The sequence below is a fragment of the Stenotrophomonas sp. 109824_Sma genome (genome assembly GCF_056480025.1).
In genome coordinates, this window is record NZ_CM151078.1 from 881,624 (window position 1) to 901,040 (window position 19,417).

General features: G+C 65.2%; 13 protein-coding genes and 4 tRNA genes. 14 read left to right on the forward strand and 3 right to left on the reverse strand.

Annotated features, from left to right (window positions below):
• Positions 1-74: 74 nt before the first annotated feature.
• The 3 genes from ACZK1G_RS04025 to ACZK1G_RS04035 form a co-directional block, all read right to left on the reverse strand.
• Positions 75-1,295 carry an EAL domain-containing response regulator gene (locus tag ACZK1G_RS04025; RefSeq protein ID WP_101764971.1) on the reverse strand — a complete coding sequence of 407 codons (1,221 nt, stop codon included), beginning with the start codon at positions 1,293-1,295 and terminating at the stop codon, positions 75-77.
• The gene (locus ACZK1G_RS04030; protein WP_101764972.1) at positions 1,292-4,063 is read right to left on the reverse strand and encodes a response regulator; all 2,772 of its coding nucleotides are present in this window, start codon (positions 4,061-4,063) and stop codon (positions 1,292-1,294) included. Before ACZK1G_RS04030 ends, ACZK1G_RS04025 begins: the two co-directional genes overlap by 4 nt.
• Before the next feature lie 162 nt (positions 4,064-4,225).
• Positions 4,226-6,964, reverse strand: coding sequence for a TonB-dependent receptor plug domain-containing protein (locus tag ACZK1G_RS04035; RefSeq protein ID WP_049445884.1), 2,739 nt, complete (start codon positions 6,962-6,964; stop codon positions 4,226-4,228).
• Positions 6,965-7,134: 170 nt separating this feature from the next.
• Between ACZK1G_RS04035 and ACZK1G_RS04040 the strand changes: the two genes are divergently transcribed.
• From ACZK1G_RS04040 to rpoB, 14 genes are all read left to right on the forward strand, one after another.
• On the forward strand, positions 7,135-8,154 hold the full coding sequence (locus ACZK1G_RS04040; protein WP_075676618.1) for a cyanophycinase: 1,020 nt from the start codon (positions 7,135-7,137) through the stop codon (positions 8,152-8,154).
• Positions 8,155-8,271: 117 nt separating this feature from the next.
• Positions 8,272-9,288 (forward strand): isoaspartyl peptidase/L-asparaginase family protein, encoded by a 1,017-nt coding sequence (locus tag ACZK1G_RS04045; protein ID WP_101766377.1) that lies wholly within the window; start codon positions 8,272-8,274, stop codon positions 9,286-9,288.
• Positions 9,289-9,425: 137 nt separating this feature from the next.
• Positions 9,426-9,511: transfer RNA gene (locus ACZK1G_RS04050), tRNA-Tyr, on the forward strand.
• A gap of 24 nt (positions 9,512-9,535) precedes the next feature.
• Positions 9,536-9,609: transfer RNA gene (locus ACZK1G_RS04055), tRNA-Gly, on the forward strand.
• 49 nt (positions 9,610-9,658) lie between these two features.
• Positions 9,659-9,734 (forward strand) — tRNA-Thr (locus tag ACZK1G_RS04060).
• Between the two features lie 41 nt (positions 9,735-9,775).
• Entirely contained in the window at positions 9,776-10,966 is a 1,191-nt protein-coding gene (gene tuf, locus ACZK1G_RS04065; RefSeq protein ID WP_014036096.1) for an elongation factor Tu, read from the forward strand.
• A gap of 102 nt (positions 10,967-11,068) precedes the next feature.
• Positions 11,069-11,144: transfer RNA gene (locus ACZK1G_RS04070), tRNA-Trp, on the forward strand.
• Between the two features lie 49 nt (positions 11,145-11,193).
• Positions 11,194-11,607 carry a preprotein translocase subunit SecE gene (gene secE / locus ACZK1G_RS04075; RefSeq protein WP_004154361.1) on the forward strand — a complete coding sequence of 138 codons (414 nt, stop codon included), beginning with the start codon at positions 11,194-11,196 and terminating at the stop codon, positions 11,605-11,607.
• A 10-nt stretch (positions 11,608-11,617) separates the two neighbouring features.
• On the forward strand, positions 11,618-12,178 hold the full coding sequence (gene nusG / locus ACZK1G_RS04080; protein ID WP_004154362.1) for a transcription termination/antitermination protein NusG: 561 nt from the start codon (positions 11,618-11,620) through the stop codon (positions 12,176-12,178).
• Between the two features lie 258 nt (positions 12,179-12,436).
• A complete protein-coding gene (gene rplK, locus ACZK1G_RS04085) occupies positions 12,437-12,865 on the forward strand; it encodes a 50S ribosomal protein L11 (protein ID WP_004145248.1) in 429 nt (142 codons plus the stop codon).
• A gap of 4 nt (positions 12,866-12,869) precedes the next feature.
• The gene (gene rplA, locus ACZK1G_RS04090) at positions 12,870-13,568 is read left to right on the forward strand and encodes a 50S ribosomal protein L1 (RefSeq protein WP_004154350.1); all 699 of its coding nucleotides are present in this window, start codon (positions 12,870-12,872) and stop codon (positions 13,566-13,568) included.
• A gap of 386 nt (positions 13,569-13,954) precedes the next feature.
• Positions 13,955-14,491: a 50S ribosomal protein L10 gene (gene rplJ, locus ACZK1G_RS04095; RefSeq protein ID WP_005408203.1), complete on the forward strand. Its 537-nt coding sequence runs from the start codon at positions 13,955-13,957 to the stop codon at positions 14,489-14,491.
• Between the two features lie 63 nt (positions 14,492-14,554).
• On the forward strand, positions 14,555-14,923 hold the full coding sequence (gene rplL / locus ACZK1G_RS04100; protein ID WP_014036098.1) for a 50S ribosomal protein L7/L12: 369 nt from the start codon (positions 14,555-14,557) through the stop codon (positions 14,921-14,923).
• Positions 14,924-15,252: 329 nt separating this feature from the next.
• Entirely contained in the window at positions 15,253-19,407 is a 4,155-nt protein-coding gene (rpoB, locus tag ACZK1G_RS04105; protein WP_049446770.1) for a DNA-directed RNA polymerase subunit beta, read from the forward strand.
• Positions 19,408-19,417 lie beyond the last annotated feature (10 nt).

A 19,417-nucleotide genomic window follows, 5' to 3' on the forward strand; every position in this document is an offset into this window, starting at 1 on the left:
AAGTCCGCCGCCACTGCACAGACAGGATCGTCAATGCCACTTGATGATTTCGTGAAGCCGACGTGGAATCCGTGTCAGCGCAGGGCGGCCCGCGGCGACTCGTCCACCTGGGGCGCTTCCTCGTCCAGCAGGCGGGTGAATTCATCCGACGGCAGCGCCTGCGAGATCAGGAAACCCTGCACCTGGCTGCACCCCAGCTGGCGCAGGGCGGCCAGGTCGGCATCGCTTTCCACGCCCTCTGCCACGATGGTCAGGCCCAGCTGGTTGGCCAGCGCGATCACCGTCGACAGGGTCAGGTGCAGGGCCGGGTCGCGCGCGCATCCGCTGACCAGGGCGCGGTCGATCTTGACCTCGGTAAAGGGGGTATTGACCAGGTTGTGGACCGAGCTCAGGCCCTGCCCGAAATCATCCTGGGCCAGGCCGAAGCCCTTCATGCGCAGGCGGCAGGCGCCGGCATAGAAGTCGCTGACGTGCCGCGTGGTGCTGTTTTCCATCAGTTCGAAGCACAATTCACCGGGCGTACCGCCGTTGGCCAGGGTCAGCGCCAGCAGCTCGTCGGGCAGGTCCGACTGCTCCAGCAGGTGAGGGGGCAGGTTGATCGATACCGGTACCCGGAAGCCTTGTTTGCGCCAGCGTGCCTGTGCGCTGATGCTGGCCTTGAGCATCATCCGCAGCAGATCGCCCTCCAGCCCATAGCGGCAGATTGCCGGCAGGAAGCTGCCAGCGGCCAGCGTGCCCAGCTGCGGGTGGCGCCAACGCACCAGTGCCTCGGCCGCCACGACCCGTCCTGACTGCAGTGACTTCTTCGGTTGGAACCAGGCTGTCAGGCTGCCATCGGCCATGGCCTGGCGCAGCTGCGATGCATCCGGTTCGGGCGCAGCCGCCGCGCGCGTGGGGGCCTCGCCGGCGGCCGGACGGGCCTGCGCCAGGGCCTCGAACAGGGCGTCCACATCGGCGGCCGCCACCGGCTTGGGCAGCAGGCCGATCACATCCAGCCCCAGCGATTCGGCCATCAGCCGTGCCGAGGTCATCATCCGGCGCGGCGCGGCGCTGACCACCGCAAGGCGGGGCGGGCGCGGCTGTGCCGCCAGCGCCTGGATGAACTGGATGCCGTCCTGCCCGGGCATCAGCAGGTCACTGACCACCAGGTCGTAGGGCTGGCACGCACACAGCGCGATGGCCGCATCCACGTCCTCGCAGGCATCGACCTGCACGCCGGCGCGGCTGCCGAACAGGTTGGCCAGGAAGCCACGCTGGAAGGGCTGGTCTTCCAGGATCAGGATACGCTGGGTCATGCGGGGTCTCCTTGGCGCAGGGCGTTGAGCGCCTTGCGCAGGCGGGCGATGTCGATGGGTTTGCTCAGGTAGCCCTGCATGCCACTGGCCAGGCAGCGCTCGCGCTCCTCGGCGGTGGCATTGGCGGTGGCGCCGATCACCGGCACCGGGTTGCCGTCATCGCGCAGCTGGCGGGCCAGCGCGTGGCCGTCCATGCGCGGCATGTTGATGTCGGTCACCACTAGGTCGAAAGACTGCTCGCGGCATCGCTGCAGGGCTTCCACACCGTCCTGTGCCAGCTCCACGTCGCAGCCGAGGGTGCGCAGCTGCTCGGCCAGGATCACCCGGTTGATCGGGTTGTCTTCGACGGCCAGCACGTGCAGGCCCAGCGGCATCGGCGTTGCCGAGCGCGATGTTTCCGGCAGCGCCGCACGTTGCTGCTGCACGTTGGCCAGTGCATTGCCGATCGCGGTCATCCCGTGCAGGGTCACCACCAGGCTGCCATCGGCGGCAACGGTGGGCTGGTCACCGCCGTCGATCGATGCCACCACGCGGGGGCCTGCCCAGGCCAACGGCATCCCGGCCTCGCCGTCCATCAGGATCGCGCCGTCGTGGTCCAGCAGTGCAGGGTCGCCCTGCAGGGGCTGCGCGTTGGCGCCCCACCGACGCAGCCAGCCGCAGGCACTGTCGACCAGTTCGCGATCACGGCCGCGGACCAGGATCGGCGGCTCCGGCAGCAGCGCGGGACCATCCTCGGCAGCGGCCAGCACCGGCAAGGGCAGGCGCACGCTGAAGCTGCTGCCCAGGCCGGGTTCGCTCACCACCTGCAGCTCACCGCTCATCAGGCGCACCAGGCGGTCGCTGATGGACAGGCCCAGCCCGGTGCCCTGCGCACTGGCCGCGCCTCGGACCTGGCGGAACGGTTCGAACAACCGCGCCTGTTCCTCCGCAGCGATGCCCACGCCGGTATCGGTGACCTGCCAGGCCAGCACGCTCGATTCGCCTTCGCGCTGCACCTGGCGCACGCGCAGTACCACCCGGCCATGCTCGGTGAACTTGATCGCGTTGCTGAGCAGGTTGCCCAGCACCTGGCGGATGCGGTCGGCATCACCGAGCACCCGCGTCGGCAGGCGCGGATCGGTACAGACCAGGATCTGCAGGCCCTTGCAGGTGGCCGACGCGGCGAAGCTGCGCAGCACGCTCTCGGTCAGCTCGCGCGGCGAGAACGCCGCCGGCTCCAGGCTGAGCTGCCCGGACTCGATCTTGGAAACATCCAGCACATCGCTGATCAACTGCAGCAGGACCGACGAGGAACTCTCAATCGTGCGCAGGTACTGCGACTGCCGGGCGTCCAGCGAGGTGTGCCCGAGCAGCTCCAGCGTGCCCAGCACGCCGTAGAGCGGAGTCCGGATTTCATGGCTCATGGTGGCCAGGAACGCACTCTTGGCCTGGTTGGCCGCATCCGCGGCCTGGCGTGCCGACGACAGCGCGGCCTGCGCCTGGCGGTGCCGGGAAATGTCATGGAACACGCACAGCAGCACGTCGTCGCCCTGGTAGCGGCAGGCCGCGTGCAGCACCTGCAGCTGACGACCATCGCGGGTGGTGAATTCCAGTCCACGCCCGCGCTCCCCGGCATGTCCGCGCCATGGCGCTTGCCAGTCGCTGTGTTCGCCTTCTTCGCCAAGCCAGTCGCGCAGCAGCTGGTTGGAGAGCAGCAGCGCGCGGTCGCTGCGGCGCAGGACGCAGATGCCGACCGGCGCCATGTCGATCACCGTCGAACTGAAATCCAGGTTCTCCAGCAGCCGGCGGTGTTGCTGCAGGGCCGGCTGGATCAGCTGGAGGTCCACGCGATGCCGCAGCAGGCGCAGCGCGACGCCGGCCAGCAGCAGCAACAGCATGCAGATCAGCAGGGGCACCGCCAGGTCGCCCAGCAGCAGCTGCGGCGGCAGGTGGTAGACCAACCGCCAGCCATCATTGCCAACCCCCTTCACCAGCGCTACGCCGCGCGGAAGCCCGCCGCTCCACAGCGTGCCGAAGCTGTCGTCCTGGCGCTCCCGCAGGGTCTTCCAGCCCGCACCATCCAGTCGCGGCGCCTGGCTCGACAATGCCGGCTGCCCCGCACGGTCGAGCAGCGCATAGCCGCCGATGCCCTGGCCGTCGATCATGCTCGCCGCCGCCGCGCCATCGAGCAGCAGCACCAGCCACTGCATCGGATGGGGGCCCGCCTGTACCGGCTGGGCCAATGCAACGCCACTGTCACCCGGGCGCAGCCAGTACACCGGGTCGGCCCCTTCCACACTGCCGTTGCGCGCCTGCAGCACACGCAGCGATGGCAGGCGCGCCAGGTCGACATCGACCTCGCCACCGGCCAGCCAATGCGCGCCCCGTGCGTCGACCAGCAGCAGGTGCGTCTGCAGCGCCTGCAGCGTGTGCTCGGCGCGCGCTGACAACAGCAGCCGCTGGCCCGGTTGGCCGCCAGCACCATCCAGCGGCACCTGGCGCATGCCTTCGCTGTCCGTCGCAGGTGCATCCGGGTTGCCCGTCACCACCGAATCGCCCAGGTAGCGCAGCAGGGCTTCGCGCTGGTCGAAATAGATCTGTGCCCTGTAGGCCGCTGCATTCATTTCGCGGCGATGGGTCGAGATGTCTTCGGTGAATGCCGTGAGCAGGTAGAAGCCGGCCGCGGCGGCCAGGCAGATGAAGACGCATACGGTCAGGCAGCGCAGCAGCACCGACGCGGTGGTCGGTGGCACGGCCTGCTGCAGCGAAGGGCGGGGGAAGCGGAACATGCAACATGCTAGGGAGCGGCGCGGATGGCGCGGAATCAGCCGTTTCCTAAAAAGCCGCCGCGGACCGGCCAGGCGGCAGCTCCTGCCTGGAAACCGTTCAGGCGGTGGAAAAAAGAACCCCCGCCGAAGCGGGGGTCTCCTGTATCGGCGCTGGCCCGGCGCTTACAGCGCGCTGCCACCGAACTTGTGGGTGTACTGCAGGTTGATCGTGCGGCCGACGCTGTCGAACCAGGACACGTCGTAGTACGGGTAGGCGGTGTAGGTACGGTCCTTCGGCGGCATCTTGTTGAACACGTTGACCACCGACAGCGACAGGCGCGAGTGGTCGTCGAAGCGGTACTGCAGCGAGGCGTTGTAGCGATACGTTGCCTTCACGTACGGGCTGTCGCCGCTGTCCCAGTCGAACACCTGGTCGTAGCTGTCCGAGGTCGGCAGCTTGCCCAGGCGCGAGCCGTACACCGTTGCCGACCATGCATCCTTCTCCCAGGTCACGCTCAGGCTGGTCTTGGTGCGCGGGATGTCGAAGCCGCTGTTCACTGCGAACTGGTCTTCGGTACGGTCGCCCGGGTAGCGCTGGAAATCATGCTTCTTCACCCAGGTGTGGGTGCCGTTGAAGATGAAGTCGCCGATGCCCGTCTGCAGGCGGTAGCGCAGGCCGACGTCGATGCCGGAGGTAGACTCGCGGGCGACGTTGATCGGCTCCACGCGCACGCCATACAGGCGCCCGTCGTTGCTGCGGGTGATGCGGGCGAGCGCATCCACGCAGGTCGGCGAGGTGATGTCGGCGCTGCCCAGGCGGCAGTTCGCTTCGTTGGCCAGGATCGTGCGCACGTCCATGTCCTGCACCTGGTTGCGCATGTCGATGTCGAACCAGTCCACCGACAGATCCAGGCCGATCGCCGGCGACCAGACGAAGCCGGCACTCCACGAGGTGCTGGTTTCCGGGTCGAGCTGGCGGTTGCCGGTACGGCTGCGGATCAGGTTGCGTTCGTAGTCGGCGCAGTCGGTGGCACCGTCCGCGCGGCAGCTGTACAGGTCTTCGGCGGTGGTCTCATCGTTGCCCGGGCCGGCGAACACGTAGTGCAGGTCCGGCGCACGGAACGCGGTGCCATACGAACCGCGGACCAGCAGCGTGTCGATCGGGCGCCATTCCAGGCCACCGCTCCAGGTCGCCTTGCCGATGGTGTGGCCGGAATAGCGGTACTGGTCGTAGCGGCCGGCCACGCTCAGGTTGACCGTCTCGTGCAGCGGCATGCGCAGCTCCGCAGCGGTCGCCCAGCGGTTGCGCGAACCCTTTCCGTCCGAATCCTTCCAGCTGTAGTAGTAGTACTCGGTCGCCAGCGGATCGGGGTTCAGCGAGTAGGCCTGCTGGCCCACTTCCACGGTCGCGGCAAACCCGGCGTCGCCCCCCGGAAGGCCGAACAGCGCCGAATTGGTCAGGGTGAAGGCGGCGGTCTCCGTGCGCGACTTCGGGGTGTAGGTGGTACGCGCGGCGATCGAATCGTACTCGGCGCGGGTCAGCGGCCGGTACAGGCGTGACGGGTCGGCGTTGTAGATCGGGAAACCGTCGTCATCCACGCCCAGCTGCGGGCCGAGGAACAGGTCATTGGCCTTGGCGGCGATGATCTGCGCCCAGCTGATCCGCGACTGGTACTGCGAATGGCTCAGCGCCGCTTCGTAGTCCCAGTTGCCGGTCAGGTTGCCCTTGAAGCCGGTGGTCACGCTGAAGGTCTTCTGCGTGCTGCGCACCATGGCGTTGCGCAGGCCACCCATTTCCTCGGGCGAGAACTGGCGCTGCCAGAACTCGATCTCGCCGGTGGCTTCGTTGTTGAAATAGCCCGACTCATCGCCGTTGGCATCCATGCGGCCCCACTTGGTGACGTCGCGCATCAGCGACATCGTGTGGTAGCCCAGCTGCACGTCGGCGAACCACTGCTGGCCATTGTCGAAGTCGTAGCTCAGCGACGCGTAGCCGTTGGCACCGCGGCGCTTGCTGAGGATGGTGCCGTAGCCGATCGAGCTGTCGCTGCCGCAGTAGTAGCCATACTTCGGGCGGTAGGCGCGGTAGGTGCTGCCCTGGTTCTGCCCGGACAGCGCTTCGCAGGTGGCGGCGCCCGGGTCCAGGTAGTCATCGTTGTAGTCGGTGCGCAGGTAGGCACGGCGCGCGATGCGCGAACCCTCGGTGGGGCCGTCCTGGGTCGAGTCCTGGATGTCGCGCTCATAGGCCCACAGCGGGGTCTGCGACTGCAGTTCGACGCTGTACACCGCGTTGAAGTTGCCACGGCTGAAACCGCTGGCGATGCTCATGTCGAACGACTCGCCACCGCCTTCGGTGGTGGTGCCCATGCGCATGTCGATGGTGGTGCCGTCGGCCTTCTTCTTCAGGATGAAGTTGACCACGCCGGCGATCGCGTCCGAACCATAGATGGCCGAGGCGCTGCCGGTCAGCACTTCAATGCGCTCGATCATCCCCAGCGGAATGTTGGAGACATCGGTGAAGTTGCTGCGGCCCTTGAACGGCATCGGGAAGTCGGCGATACGGCGGCCATTGACCAGCACCAGCGTGTGGTTCGGGCCGAGGCCGCGCAGGTCCACCTGCTGGGCGCCCGGCGAGAAGTCGGCGCCACTGGAAGACTGCTGGCTCTGCGTCTCACCGCCGTTCTGGGTCATCGCACGCAGCACGTCCGGCACGCTGGTGAAGCCGCTGGAGCGGATCTGTTCGGCGTTGATCACCGTGATCGGGGCGGGGCCTTCCACCTGGGCGCGCGGAATGCGCGAACCGGTGACCTGCACCGCGTCCAGTTGTTGTACCGAAGAGGACGCCGGAGCCTGGGCGGCCGCGGAAGCAGCCACACCCATCAACGCCAGCTGGATCGACCACGCCATCGCCTTTCTACGCATGAGGAATTCTCGGAAATGAAGCCGGCCCGCAGAGGAGGGGCCCTGTCCCCCATTCAGATTTCCGGAATGGGCGCGCGCATTTAACGCCTTTTTTATGTCCTTGACTACTGGGTTCCTATCTGGCAAAGAGTGAAAACGCTTGCAAGTCGATTTTGTTCAGGGAGATCAAGATGCGACGCCTTCACCGGACCCTGCGTACCCCCGTTGCCTGGTTGGCGCTGCTGGTGCTGGCCTGGCCATTGGCCACGCCCGCGCAGGACCTGCAGGGCCCCGGCTTCGCCTATTACGAAGTCGGCGACCTGGAGGCGCCACGCCCCGGCCCGCGTGCGCCCGCGATGATGCTGATGGGCGGTGGCGAGTGGGTGCCAGATGCTTTCCAGTGGTGGCTGAAGCAGGCTGGCAATGGCCGTGTGCTGATCCTGCGTGCCTCCGGCGGCGATGAACTGCAGGACCGCCTGTACCGCGAGATCGGCGGCACCACCGCGGTACAGACCCTGGTCTTCGACAGCCGCCGTGGCGCCGATGATCCAGCCGTGCTGCGCGTGGTCGCTGCAGCTGATGCCATCTTCATCGCCGGCGGTGACCAGTCGCGCTACATCCGCTTCTGGAAGGGCACCGCACTCAACCGCGCGCTCAACGCCCATGTGCGCGCCGGCAAGCCGATTGCCGGTACCAGCGCTGGCCTGGCCATCCTCGGCGGCTATGCCTATGGCGCCATGGATGGCGGCAGCATCAGCTCGGCCGGTGCGCTGGCCGATCCGATGGGCAGCGCAGTCACCATGGACAGTGGCTTCCTGCAGATGCCCTACCTGCAGCGCGTGGTCACCGACACCCATTTCGACAAGCGTGACCGCCTTGGCCGCCTCATCGTGTTCGTGGCACGCGCTGCGCAGGACAGCGGCGACCCCGACATCGTCGGCATCGGCGTCGATGAGGACACCGCCCTCTGCGTGGAGCCTGATGGCCAGGCCCAGGTCTACAGCGCAGATGGGGAAGGCAAGGTCTGGGTGGTCAGCCCCGGTCGCGATGCCGACCGCCTGGTCGAGGGCGAACCACTGCGCTTCCATGCTGTTCCGGTGACCGTGGTCGCCAGCGGCAGCCGCATGCGCCTGGATGACTTCCAGGCCGAGGCCGACTACCAGGCCGTGGCCGACGTCAGTGACGGCGAGATTGAAGTCGTCCGTCAATGATCTTCCCGAAAGTGCCGGCCGCTGGCCGGCAACTCACCTTTCCTGATGCGCCCCTTGCCGGCCAGCGGCCGGCACTACCCTGCAATCCATTCCCTCGTCCTGCTGGAGACGTACCTGATGAAACTGCGCTTGGCGCTTTCCGCGCTGCTGTCCCTGCCGTTGCTAGCCCAGGCCGCACCGGCGACGTCGCCGCTGCTGGTCATCCATGGCGGCGCCGGCGTCGAGCGCAAGGACCTGTCGCCGGCAGAAGAAAAGGCCGCGCGCGAAGCGTTGCGCGCCGCACTGCTGAAGGGCCATGCCGAACTGGCGGCCGGCCGCCCGGCGCTTGCAGCGGTCACTGCGGCGATCACCGTGCTGGAGGACGATCCGACCTTCAACGCCGGCAAGGGCGCGGTGTTCACCCATGACGGCCACAACGAGCTGGACGCCGCAGTAATGGACGGCGCCACCCAGGCAGCAGGTGCGGTGGCCGGCGTGCAGCGGGTGCGCAACCCGATCCTGCTGGCGCAGACCGTGATGCAGAAGTCCAGCCACGTGATGATGGTCGGGCAGGGCGCCGAAGCCTTCGCGGTGGAGCAGGGCATTACCCTGGTTGATCCGTCGTACTTCCGCACGGAGAAGCGCTGGCAGCAGCTGCAGCGTGCGTTGAAGGAAGAGGCCAATGGCCAGGCGCATGCAGACCTGGAGACCGCAAAGCACTTCGGTACCGTCGGTGCCGTCGCGCTGGATGCGCAGGGGCAGCTGGCCGCCGGTACTTCCACGGGCGGCATGACCAACAAGCGCTATGGCCGGGTGGGTGACTCGCCGATCATCGGCGCCGGCACCTGGGCCGATGCGCGCTGTGCGGTATCGGGCACCGGTTGGGGCGAGTACTACATCCGCACCGCGGCCGCGCACGAGATCTGCGCGCGCATGCGCTACCAGGGGCAGACCCCGGAGCAGGCCGGCAAGGGCGTCATCAACGAGACGATTCCGCAGATGGGCGGCGACGGCGGTGCGATCGTGCTCGCCGCAGACGGCAAAATGGCCACGCCCTTCAACACCCAGGGCATGTATCGGGGCTGGATCGGCGCCGACGGTGTCCCTCATGTCGCAATTTTCGCCAGCGAGACCCTGCCGCTCCCCGGGCAATAACCTTGCGTATCAATGGGTTTGCGACAACGTGTGAAAAAGATGGAAAAAAGCGTTGACAGGCCCCCGTCCCATCAGCAGAATAAGCGGCTCACCACCACACACCGCAACGCTTCGGCGGCAACGGAATGGGGTGGTAAGGAGGGATACCCAAGCGGCCAACGGGGGCAGACTGTAAATCTGCTGGCTTACGCCTTCGGTGGTTCGAATCCACCTCCCTCCACCAGTTTCACGTTGTGACATTCCCGGCGCGGGAGTAGTTCAATGGTAGAACCTCAGCCTTCCAAGCTGATGGTGCGGGTTCGATTCCCGTCTCCCGCTCCATTGAATGAACTTTGAATCTTATCGAGTTCATGTCATAATGCAAAACTCGGCTCACGTAGCTCAGTCGGTAGAGCACTTCCTTGGTAAGGAAGAGGTCGAAGGTTCGATTCCTTTCGTGAGCACCATCTTAAGCATCACCTCTCAGACGAATTCGAGATAAGCAGCCATGGCCAAGGGTAAGTTCGAGCGCACCAAGCCGCACGTCAACGTCGGCACCATCGGTCACGTCGACCACGGCAAGACCACGCTGACCGCCGCACTGACCAAGATCGGTGCCGAGCGCTTCGGTGGCGAGTTCAAGGATTACTCCTCGATCGACGCCGCGCCGGAAGAAAAGGCGCGTGGTATCACGATCTCGACCGCGCACGTCGAATACGAATCCCCGATCCGTCACTACGCCCACGTCGATTGCCCGGGCCACGCTGACTACGTCAAGAACATGATCACCGGTGCCGCCCAGATGGACGGCGCGATCCTGGTGTGCTCGGCCGCTGACGGCCCGATGCCGCAGACCCGTGAGCACATCCTGCTGTCGCGCCAGGTCGGCGTGCCGTACATCGTCGTGTTCCTGAACAAGGCTGACATGGTCGACGACGCCGAGCTGCTCGAGCTGGTCGAGATGGAAGTGCGCGAACTGCTGAGCAAGTACGAGTTCCCGGGCGACGACACCCCGATCATCGCCGGTTCGGCCCGCCTGGCGCTGGAAGGCGACCAGAGCGACATCGGCGTGCCGGCCATCCTGAAGCTGGTCGACGCGCTGGACAGCTGGATTCCGGAGCCGGAGCGTGCGATCGACAAGCCGTTCCTGATGCCGGTGGAAGACGTGTTCTCGATCTCGGGCCGCGGCACCGTGGTGACCGGTCGTATCGAGCGCGGCGTGATCAAGGTTGGCGACGAAATCGAAATCGTCGGCATCCGTCCGGTGCAGAAGACCACCGTCACCGGCGTTGAAATGTTCCGCAAGCTGCTGGACCAGGGTCAGGCAGGCGACAACGCTGGCCTGCTGCTGCGCGGCACCAAGCGTGACGACGTCGAGCGTGGCCAGGTGCTGGCCAAGCCGGGCACGATCAAGCCGCACACCAAGTTCGAAGGCGAAGTCTACGTCCTGTCGAAGGACGAGGGCGGCCGTCACACCCCGTTCTTCAACGGCTACCGTCCGCAGTTCTACTTCCGCACCACCGACATCACCGGCGCCGCTGCACTGCCGGAAGGCGTCGAAATGGTGATGCCGGGTGACAACGTCAAGATGGTCGTCACCCTGATCAACCCGGTGGCCATGGACGAAGGCCTGCGCTTCGCCATCCGCGAAGGCGGCCGTACCGTCGGCGCCGGCGTGGTCTCGAAGATCATCGAGTAAGCCTGCAGTACCGGTGGTTGCATAGCGCCGCCGGTTACGCGAATGGCGGGCCGGGAACCTCGGTCCGCCTTCGCCGTCTAAGGGAAGGCAAGTTTTCAACGTACGCCAGTAGCTCAATTGGCAGAGCAGCGGTCTCCAAAACCGCAGGTTGGGGGTTCGAGTCCCTCCTGGCGTGCCATCTGCCCGCCTTATCCAGCGGCCTGGGCCGCTAAAGCAGACACAGCCGGATGAATAGCAAGATCGAACACTCCAAGGACAACTCCGCCCACGGTGGGGATATCGTCAAGTATGTCGCCGCATCGCTGCTGGTGCTGGCCGGTCTGTTCGTCTGGTTCTGGTTCTCTGCCGACTCTGGTCGCGCCGCCCAGCTGGGTGCGTGGGCAGGTCAGCTGCGTGCGTTGGCGGTCGTGGTCGGTCTGGTTGGCGGTATCGGCGTGTTCATGCTGACCGGCAAGGGGCGCGACACCCGCGAATTCCTCTCCGAGTCGCGCTTCGAACTGCGCAAGGTGGTCTGGCCGACGCGCCAGGAAGCCATCCGCATGACGTGGGTCGTGATCGTCGTGGTGCTCATCCTCAGCCTGCTGCTGGGTGGCTTCGACTTCCTGATCCAGAAACTGACTCAGTGGTTCCTGAGCCGCTAAGGAGAATTGCATGAAGCGTTGGTACGTCGTTCACGCCTATTCGGGCTTCGAGAAGTCGGTGGCGCAGGCTCTGCGCGATCGCATCGTCCGTGACGGCATGGAAGAGCGCTTCGGCGACGTCCTGGTCCCGACCGAAGAAGTGGTCGAGATGCGCGCTGGCCAGAAGCGCCGCTCCGAGCGCAAGTTCTTCCCGGGTTACGTGCTGGTCCAGATCGAGACCCACGAAGAAGCCGGCATCCCGCGCATCGACAACGAAAGCTGGCACCTGGTCAAGGAAACCCCGCGCGTGATGGGTTTCATCGGCGGCACTGCCGATCGTCCGTTGCCGATCGCCGATTCCGAGGCCGAGGCCATCCTGAATCGCGTTCAGGAAGGCGTCGAGAAGCCGCGTCCGAAGGTGCTGTTCGAGCCGGGCCAGATGGTCCGCGTCACCGACGGTCCGTTCAACGATTTCAATGGCGTCGTCGAAGAAGTCAACTACGAGAAGAGCCGCCTGCGCGTCTCGGTGCTGATCTTCGGTCGTGCCACCCCGGTCGAGCTCGAGTTCGGCCAGGTCGAAAAGGCCGTCTGACCCGTCTGTAGAGTCGAGCCATGCTCGACTCCGGACCAGAAACCGGGCCTGGCCCGGTTTCGTTCGTTTACCTGCCGCTTCAGGCATGTGAAGAAAAAACCTGTTATAGTGCGCGGCTTCCCGCTGGGAAGGCCAGCAGGACGAGGCCGCCGCAAGGTGGCCTTCAGCATGATTTCAAAACGCGATGCCGGGACGCGTGATTCCCGGTCCGATGGGGAGCCTGTTGTCGAAAGGCGCTAGCACCCGGAGAGCACTCACATGGCAAAGAAAGTTGTCGGTTACATCAAGCTGCAGGTGAAGGCCGGTCAGGCCAACCCCTCGCCGCCGGTCGGTCCTGCGCTGGGTCAGCGTGGTCTGAACATCATGGAATTCTGCAAGGCGTTCAACGCTGCCACGCAGAAGCTCGAGCCGGGTCTGCCGGTTCCGGTGATCATCACGGCCTACTCGGACCGTACGTTCACCTTCATCACCAAGAGCACCCCGGCTACCACCCTGCTGAAGAAGGCCGCTGGCATCTCGTCGGGCTCCAAGCGCCCGAACACCGAGAAGGTCGGCAAGGTCACCCGTAAGCAGCTGGAAGAGATCGCCAAGGCGAAGGAACCGGATCTGACTGCCGCCGACCTGGACGCCGCCGTGCGTACCATCGCTGGCTCTGCCCGTTCCATGGGCCTCGTGGTGGAGGGTTAATAAGATGGCACAGACCAAGCGTGAGAAGGCCATCAAGGCCGCCGTCGTTCCGGGCAAGGCGTACGCCTTCGAGGACGCGATCAACATCCTGAAGAGCGCCACCAAGGCCAAGTTCGTCGAGTCGATCGACGTTGCCGTGCGCCTGGGCGTCGATGCGAAGAAGTCCGACCAGCAGGTCCGTGGCTCCACCGTGCTGCCGGCCGGTACCGGCAAGTCGGTCCGCGTCGCCGTGTTCGCTCCGGCCGGTGCCAAGGCTGACGAAGCCCTGGCCGCTGGCGCCGAAGCCGTCGGTATGGATGACCTGGCCGAGAAGATGCAGGCCGGTGATCTGAACTACGACGTCGTCATCGCGACCCCGGACGCCATGCGCGTCGTCGGTAAGCTGGGCACCGTGCTGGGCCCGCGCGGCCTGATGCCGAACCCGAAGGTCGGCACCGTTTCCCCGAACCCGGGCGAAGCCGTGAAGAACGCCAAGTCGGGTCAGGTCCGTTACCGCACCGACAAGGCCGGCATCATCCACTGCACCATCGGCAAGGCCGACTTCGCCGAAGACGCGCTGAAGTCGAACCTGACCGCGCTGCTGCTGGACCTGATCAAGGCCAAGCCGGCCACCTCGAAGGGCACCTACCTGCAGAAGGTTTCGGTCAGCTCGACGATGGGCCCGGGCGTCACCGTCGACCAGTCGTCGCTGACCCTGAAGTAATTGTTTCAAGCGGTCACGGTACCTTCGGTGCCGTGACCGTGACATTTGAAGGCATCGCTGGCAGTGCATCGCCCGCGGTAGCCGTCAAAGACCGCAGGCGCGGTCGTGGCAATACCGGCGACGGGCACGGAAGCTCGATCTGGCAAGGAGTCGCCGCCGGAGCAGTCATGAGCGCTTAATCGATTCCCCGGAATCACCCTGCGTAGATGGTGCCCTTCTGGAGTTTTTCTGGTTCACGCACGTCTGGGTTTCCCAGGTTGGCCCACTCCAGGTCTAGAACGGCCCACCCCCGGAACATCATCCCGATGTTCCCGGCGTCCAGGACGGATGCCGCACAGGACCGCACACGGCAGGAGCCGTAAGCGGAGTTCAATAGGAGGAGTGCAATGGCTCTCAATCTGTCCCAGAAGCAAGAAGTAGTCGCCGAGCTGGCAGACGTCGCCGCCAAGGCCCACTCCTTGATCGCAGCCGAATACGCTGGCACCACGGTCGCCCAGATGACCGCGATGCGCAAGCAGGCTCGTGAAACCGGTGTTTTCTTGAAGGTTGTCAAGAACACCCTGGCTTCCCGCGCCGTTGAAGGCACCGAGTTCGCAGTCGCACAGGACCAGATGGTTGGTCCGCTGCTGTACGCGTTCTCGCTCGAGGAGCCCGGCGCTGCCGGTCGCCTGATCAAGGAAGCCGCCAAGGGCAACGACAAGCTGAAGGCTAAGGTCGTCGCCATCGGTGGTGAAGTGTTCCCGGCGAGCCACGTCGACGTGCTGGCATCGCTGCCGACCCGCGACCAGGCCCTGGCCATGCTGGCCCGCGTCCTGACCGAGCCGGTCACGATGTTTGCCCGCGCCATCAAGGCCGTTGGCGAGAAGCAGGGTGGTGGCGATGTCGCCGCCGACGCTGCCGAGCCGGCTGCCGAGACCGCCTGAGTTTCGACTTACCGTGGTTCCTGACGGAACCTCAACCCAGAAAATCATCCAAAGGTATTAATCATGTCCCTTACCAACGAACAGATCGTCGACGCCATCGCCGAGAAGTCCCTGATGGAAGTGATGGAGCTGGTCAAGGCCATCGAAGAGAAGTTCGGCGTCTCCGCCGCTGCTCCGGTCGCCGTGGCTGCTGCCGCTGGCCCGGCTGCTGCTGTTGAAGAGCAGACCGAATTCGTCGTCACCCTGAAGACTGCCGGCGAGAAGAAGGTCGAAGTCATCAAGGCCGTCCGCGCCATCACCGGCCTGGGCCTGAAGGAAGCGAAGGACCTGGCCGAAGCCGGCGGCGTCCTGAAGGACAACGCTTCGAAGGACGAAGCCGAGAAGATGAAGAAGGACCTGGAAGCTGCTGGCGCGACTGTCGAAGTCAAGTAAGCAGTTACCTTGCATCGTCACCGATTCACGGCGATGCAGCCAAGGCTGGGGGCGTAAGCCCCCGGCCTTTGGTCGTTGTTGCGGTGTTGTAGATCCACGCTCTGCGTGGGTGTGAAAAACAGCAGGAAAAAGCCCAACACGGGCTGCAGTCAAACCCCGGCAGGCCAGCGCACGGCGCGGCAGCGGGGGAGTGGTAGCAGACGAGTTGGCAGTTGGAAGTAGCGGGAGAAGGCGTGCTGGTGCCGGCAATACCAGCGACTTCCAACTGACAATTTCAAGTTCCCTTCGGATCGTGGGCGCACGATCCGCACAACAAGGTGGAAGACCTCATGACGTCCTATTCGTTCACCGAAAAAAAGCGTATCCGCAAGGATTTCGGCAAGCAGCGCTCGATTCTCGAAGTGCCGTTCCTGCTCGCCATCCAGGTGGATTCCTATCGTGAATTCCTGCAGGAAAACGTCGATCCGGCCAAGCGCACGGACCACGGCCTGCACGCTGCGCTGAAGTCGGTCTTCCCGATCGCCAGCTACAGCGGCAATGCCGCCCTGGAATACGTCGGCTACAAGCTGGGCGAACCGGTCTTCGACGAGCGTGAGTGCCGCCAGCGCGGCATGAGCTACGGCGCCCCGCTGCGCGTGACCGTGCGCCTGGTGATCTACGACCGTGAGTCGTCGACCAAGGCCATCAAGTACGTGAAGGAGCAGGAGGTCTATCTGGGCGAAATCCCGCTGATGACCGAAAACGGCACCTTCATCGTCAACGGCACCGAGCGCGTCATCGTCTCGCAGCTGCACCGCTCGCCGGGCGTGTTCTTCGACCACGACCGCGGCAAGACCCACAGCTCGGGCAAGCTGCTGTACAGCGCCCGCATCATTCCTTACCGCGGTTCCTGGCTGGACTTCGAGTTCGACCCGAAGGACGCGCTGTTCACCCGTATCGACCGTCGCCGCAAGCTGCCGGTGTCGATCCTGCTGCGCGCGCTTGGCTACAGCAACGAAGAGATGCTGGCCGAGTTCTTCGAGATCAACACCTTCCACATCAACCCGGATGAAGGCGTCCAGCTGGAGCTGGTGCCGGAGCGCCTGCGTGGCGAAACTCTGGGCTTCGACCTCGCCGACGGCGACAAGGTCATCGTGGAAGCCGGCAAGCGCATCACCGCGCGCCACATCAAGCAGCTGGAAGCCTCGGGCATCGCTGCCCTGGCCGTGCCGGACGACTACATCGTCGGCCGCATCCTGTCGCACGACGTGGTCGACGCCTCGACCGGCGAACTGCTGGCGCAGGCCAATGACGAGATCACCGACGAGCAGCTGCAGGCCTTCCGCAAGGCCGGTGTGGATGCCGTGGGCACCCTGTGGGTGAACGATCTGGATCGTGGCCCGTACCTGTCCAACACCCTGCGCATCGACCCGACCAAGACCCAGCTGGAAGCCCTGGTCGAGATCTACCGCATGATGCGTCCGGGCGAGCCGCCGACCAAGGATGCCGCGCAGAACCTGTTCCACAACCTGTTCTTCACCTTCGAGCGCTACGACCTGTCCGCGGTCGGCCGCATGAAGTTCAACCGTCGCGTGGGCCGCAAGGAAACCACCGGCGAAGCCGTGCTGTACGACAGCAAGTACTTCGGTGAGCGCAACGACGAAGAGTCCAAGCGCCTGGTCGCTGCCCACGGCGACAGCTCCGACATCCTGGACGTGATCAAGGTCCTGACCGAGATCCGCAACGGTCGCGGCGTGGTCGATGACATCGATCACCTGGGCAATCGTCGCGTGCGTTCGGTCGGCGAAATGGCCGAGAACGTGTTCCGCGTCGGCCTGGTCCGCGTCGAGCGCGCGGTCAAGGAGCGCCTGTCGATGGCCGAGTCGGAAGGCCTGACCCCGCAGGAGCTGATCAACGCCAAGCCGGTCGCCGCTGCCATCAAGGAGTTCTTCGGCTCCTCGCAGCTGTCGCAGTTCATGGATCAGAACAACCCGCTGTCGGAAGTGACGCACAAGCGTCGCGTCTCGGCCCTGGGCCCGGGCGGTCTGACCCGTGAGCGCGCCGGCTTCGAAGTGCGCGACGTGCACCCGACCCATTACGGCCGCGTCTGCACCATCGAAACCCCGGAAGGCCCGAACATCGGCCTGATCAACTCGCTGGCCGTGTACGCCCGCACCAACCAGTACGGTTTCCTCGAGACCCCGTACCGCAAGGTCGTGGACGGCAAGGTCTATGACGAAGTCGAGTTCCTGTCGGCGATCGAAGAGAACGAGTACGTCATTGCGCAGGCCAACGCCCTGACCAATGCCGACAGCGTGCTGACCGAGCAGTTCGTTCCGTGCCGCTTCCAGGGCGAATCGCTGCTGAAGCCGCCGGCGGAAGTCCACTTCATGGACGTCTCGCCGATGCAGACCGTGTCGATCGCGGCCGCGCTGGTTCCGTTCCTGGAGCACGATGACGCCAACCGCGCACTGATGGGCGCCAACATGCAGCGTCAGGCCGTGCCGACCCTGCGTGCGCAGAAGCCGCTGGTCGGTACCGGCATCGAGCGCGCCGTGGCGCGTGACTCCGGTGTGACCGTGAACGCCCGTCGTGGTGGCGAGATCGTGCAGATCGACGCGGCCCGCATCGTGGTCAAGGTCAACGAGGAAGAGATCGTTGGCGCCACCGACGCAGGCGTGGACATCTACAACCTGGTCAAGTACACCCGTTCGAACCAGAACACCTGCATCAACCAGCGTCCGCTGGTCCAGGTGGGTGACGTCATCGCCCGCGGCGACGTGCTGGCCGACGGTCCGTCCACCGACATCGGCGAACTGGCCCTGGGCCAGAACATGCTGATCGCGTTCATGCCGTGGAACGGTTACAACTTCGAAGACTCCATCCTGCTCTCCGAGCGCGTGGTGGAAGAGGATCGCTACACCACGATCCACATCGAAGAGCTGACCTGCGTCGCGCGTGACACCAAGCTGGGGCCGGAGGAAATCTCCGCCGACATCCCGAACGTCTCCGAGCAGGCGCTGAACCGCCTGGACGAGAGCGGCGTGGTGTACATCGGTGCGGAAGTCCGCGCCGGCGACATCATGGTCGGCAAGGTCACCCCGAAGGGCGAAAGCCAGCTGACCCCGGAAGAGAAGCTGCTGCGCGCGATCTTCGGCGAGAAGGCTTCGGACGTTAAGGACAGCTCGCTGCGCGTTCCGCCGGGCATGGACGGCACCGTCATCGACGTGCAGGTCTTCACCCGCGACGGCATCGAGAAGGACAAGCGCGCCCGCCAGATCGAAGAGTCTGAAATCAAGCGCGTCAAGAAGGACTTCGACGACCAGTTCCGCATCCTGGAAGCCGCCATCTACATGCGTCTGCGTTCGCAGATCGTGGGCAAGGTGGTCAACGGTGGCGCTGGCCTGAAGAAGGGTGACGTGATCACCGACGCCTTCCTGGACGGCCTGAAGAAGGCCGACTGGTTCGCCCTGCGCATGAAGGACGAGGACGCCTCGGAAGCCATCGAGCGCGCCCAGAAGCAGATCCAGGCGCACGAGAAGGAATTCGAGCGTCGCTTCGCCGACAAGCGCGGCAAGATCACCGCCGGCGACGACCTCGCCCCGGGCGTGCTGAAGATGGTCAAGGTGTTCCTGGCCGTGAAGCGCCGCATCCAGCCGGGCGACAAGATGGCTGGCCGCCACGGCAACAAGGGTGTGGTCTCCAACGTGGTGCCGGTCGAGGATATGCCGTACATGGCCTCGGGCGAGACCGTGGACATCGTGCTGAACCCGCTGGGCGTGCCGTCGCGTATGAACATCGGCCAGATCCTGGAAGTGCACCTGGGCTGGGCCGCCAAGGGCCTGGGTCGCAAGATCCAGGCGATGATGGAAGCCCAGGCGGCGGTCGCCGACCTGCGCAAGTTCCTGGACGACATCTACAACCACGACGACACCAACGTGGCCAACCGTGTCGACCTGTCGCAGTTCAGCGACGAGGAACTGCTGCGCCTGGCCCGCAACCTGACCGACGGCGTGCCGATGGCCACCCCGGTGTTCGACGGTGCCACCGAAGCGGAAATCAAGCGCATGCTGGAACTGGCCGACCTGCCGAGCAGTGGCCAGACCCAGCTGTACGACGGCCGCACCGGTGAAGCCTTCGATCGCCACACCACCGTTGGCTACATGCACTACCTGAAGCTGAACCACCTGGTCGACGACAAGATGCACGCCCGTTCGACCGGTCCGTACTCGCTCGTCACCCAGCAGCCGCTGGGCGGCAAGGCGCAGTTCGGCGGCCAGCGCTTCGGTGAAATGGAAGTCTGGGCGCTGGAAGCCTACGGCGCGGCCTACACCCTGCAGGAAATGCTGACGGTGAAGTCCGATGACGTGCAGGGCCGCAACCAGATGTACAAGAACATCGTCGACGGTGAGCACGAGATGGTCGCGGGCATGCCGGAATCCTTCAACGTGCTCGTGAAGGAAATCCGCTCGCTGGCCATCAACATGGAACTGGAAGACAACTGATCCATGCCGG

What these genes read in the sequence shown, in the direction of transcription:
- ACZK1G_RS04040 (WP_075676618.1), top strand. Translation starts at nt 7,135, where the DNA reads ATGCGACGCCTTCACCGGACCCTGCGTACCCCCGTTGCCTGGTTGGCG.
- nusG (WP_004154362.1), top strand. Translation starts at nt 11,618, where the DNA reads ATGAAGCGTTGGTACGTCGTTCACGCCTATTCGGGCTTCGAGAAGTCG.
- rplL (WP_014036098.1), top strand. Translation starts at nt 14,555, where the DNA reads ATGTCCCTTACCAACGAACAGATCGTCGACGCCATCGCCGAGAAGTCC.
- rplJ (WP_005408203.1), top strand. Translation starts at nt 13,955, where the DNA reads ATGGCTCTCAATCTGTCCCAGAAGCAAGAAGTAGTCGCCGAGCTGGCA.
- ACZK1G_RS04025 (WP_101764971.1), bottom strand. Translation starts at nt 1,295, where the DNA reads ATGACCCAGCGTATCCTGATCCTGGAAGACCAGCCCTTCCAGCGTGGC.
- tuf (WP_014036096.1), top strand. Translation starts at nt 9,776, where the DNA reads ATGGCCAAGGGTAAGTTCGAGCGCACCAAGCCGCACGTCAACGTCGGC.
- ACZK1G_RS04035 (WP_049445884.1), bottom strand. Translation starts at nt 6,964, where the DNA reads ATGCGTAGAAAGGCGATGGCGTGGTCGATCCAGCTGGCGTTGATGGGT.
- ACZK1G_RS04045 (WP_101766377.1), top strand. Translation starts at nt 8,272, where the DNA reads ATGAAACTGCGCTTGGCGCTTTCCGCGCTGCTGTCCCTGCCGTTGCTA.
- secE (WP_004154361.1), top strand. Translation starts at nt 11,194, where the DNA reads ATGAATAGCAAGATCGAACACTCCAAGGACAACTCCGCCCACGGTGGG.
- rplK (WP_004145248.1), top strand. Translation starts at nt 12,437, where the DNA reads ATGGCAAAGAAAGTTGTCGGTTACATCAAGCTGCAGGTGAAGGCCGGT.
- ACZK1G_RS04030 (WP_101764972.1), bottom strand. Translation starts at nt 4,063, where the DNA reads ATGTTCCGCTTCCCCCGCCCTTCGCTGCAGCAGGCCGTGCCACCGACC.
- rpoB (WP_049446770.1), top strand. Translation starts at nt 15,253, where the DNA reads ATGACGTCCTATTCGTTCACCGAAAAAAAGCGTATCCGCAAGGATTTC.
- rplA (WP_004154350.1), top strand. Translation starts at nt 12,870, where the DNA reads ATGGCACAGACCAAGCGTGAGAAGGCCATCAAGGCCGCCGTCGTTCCG.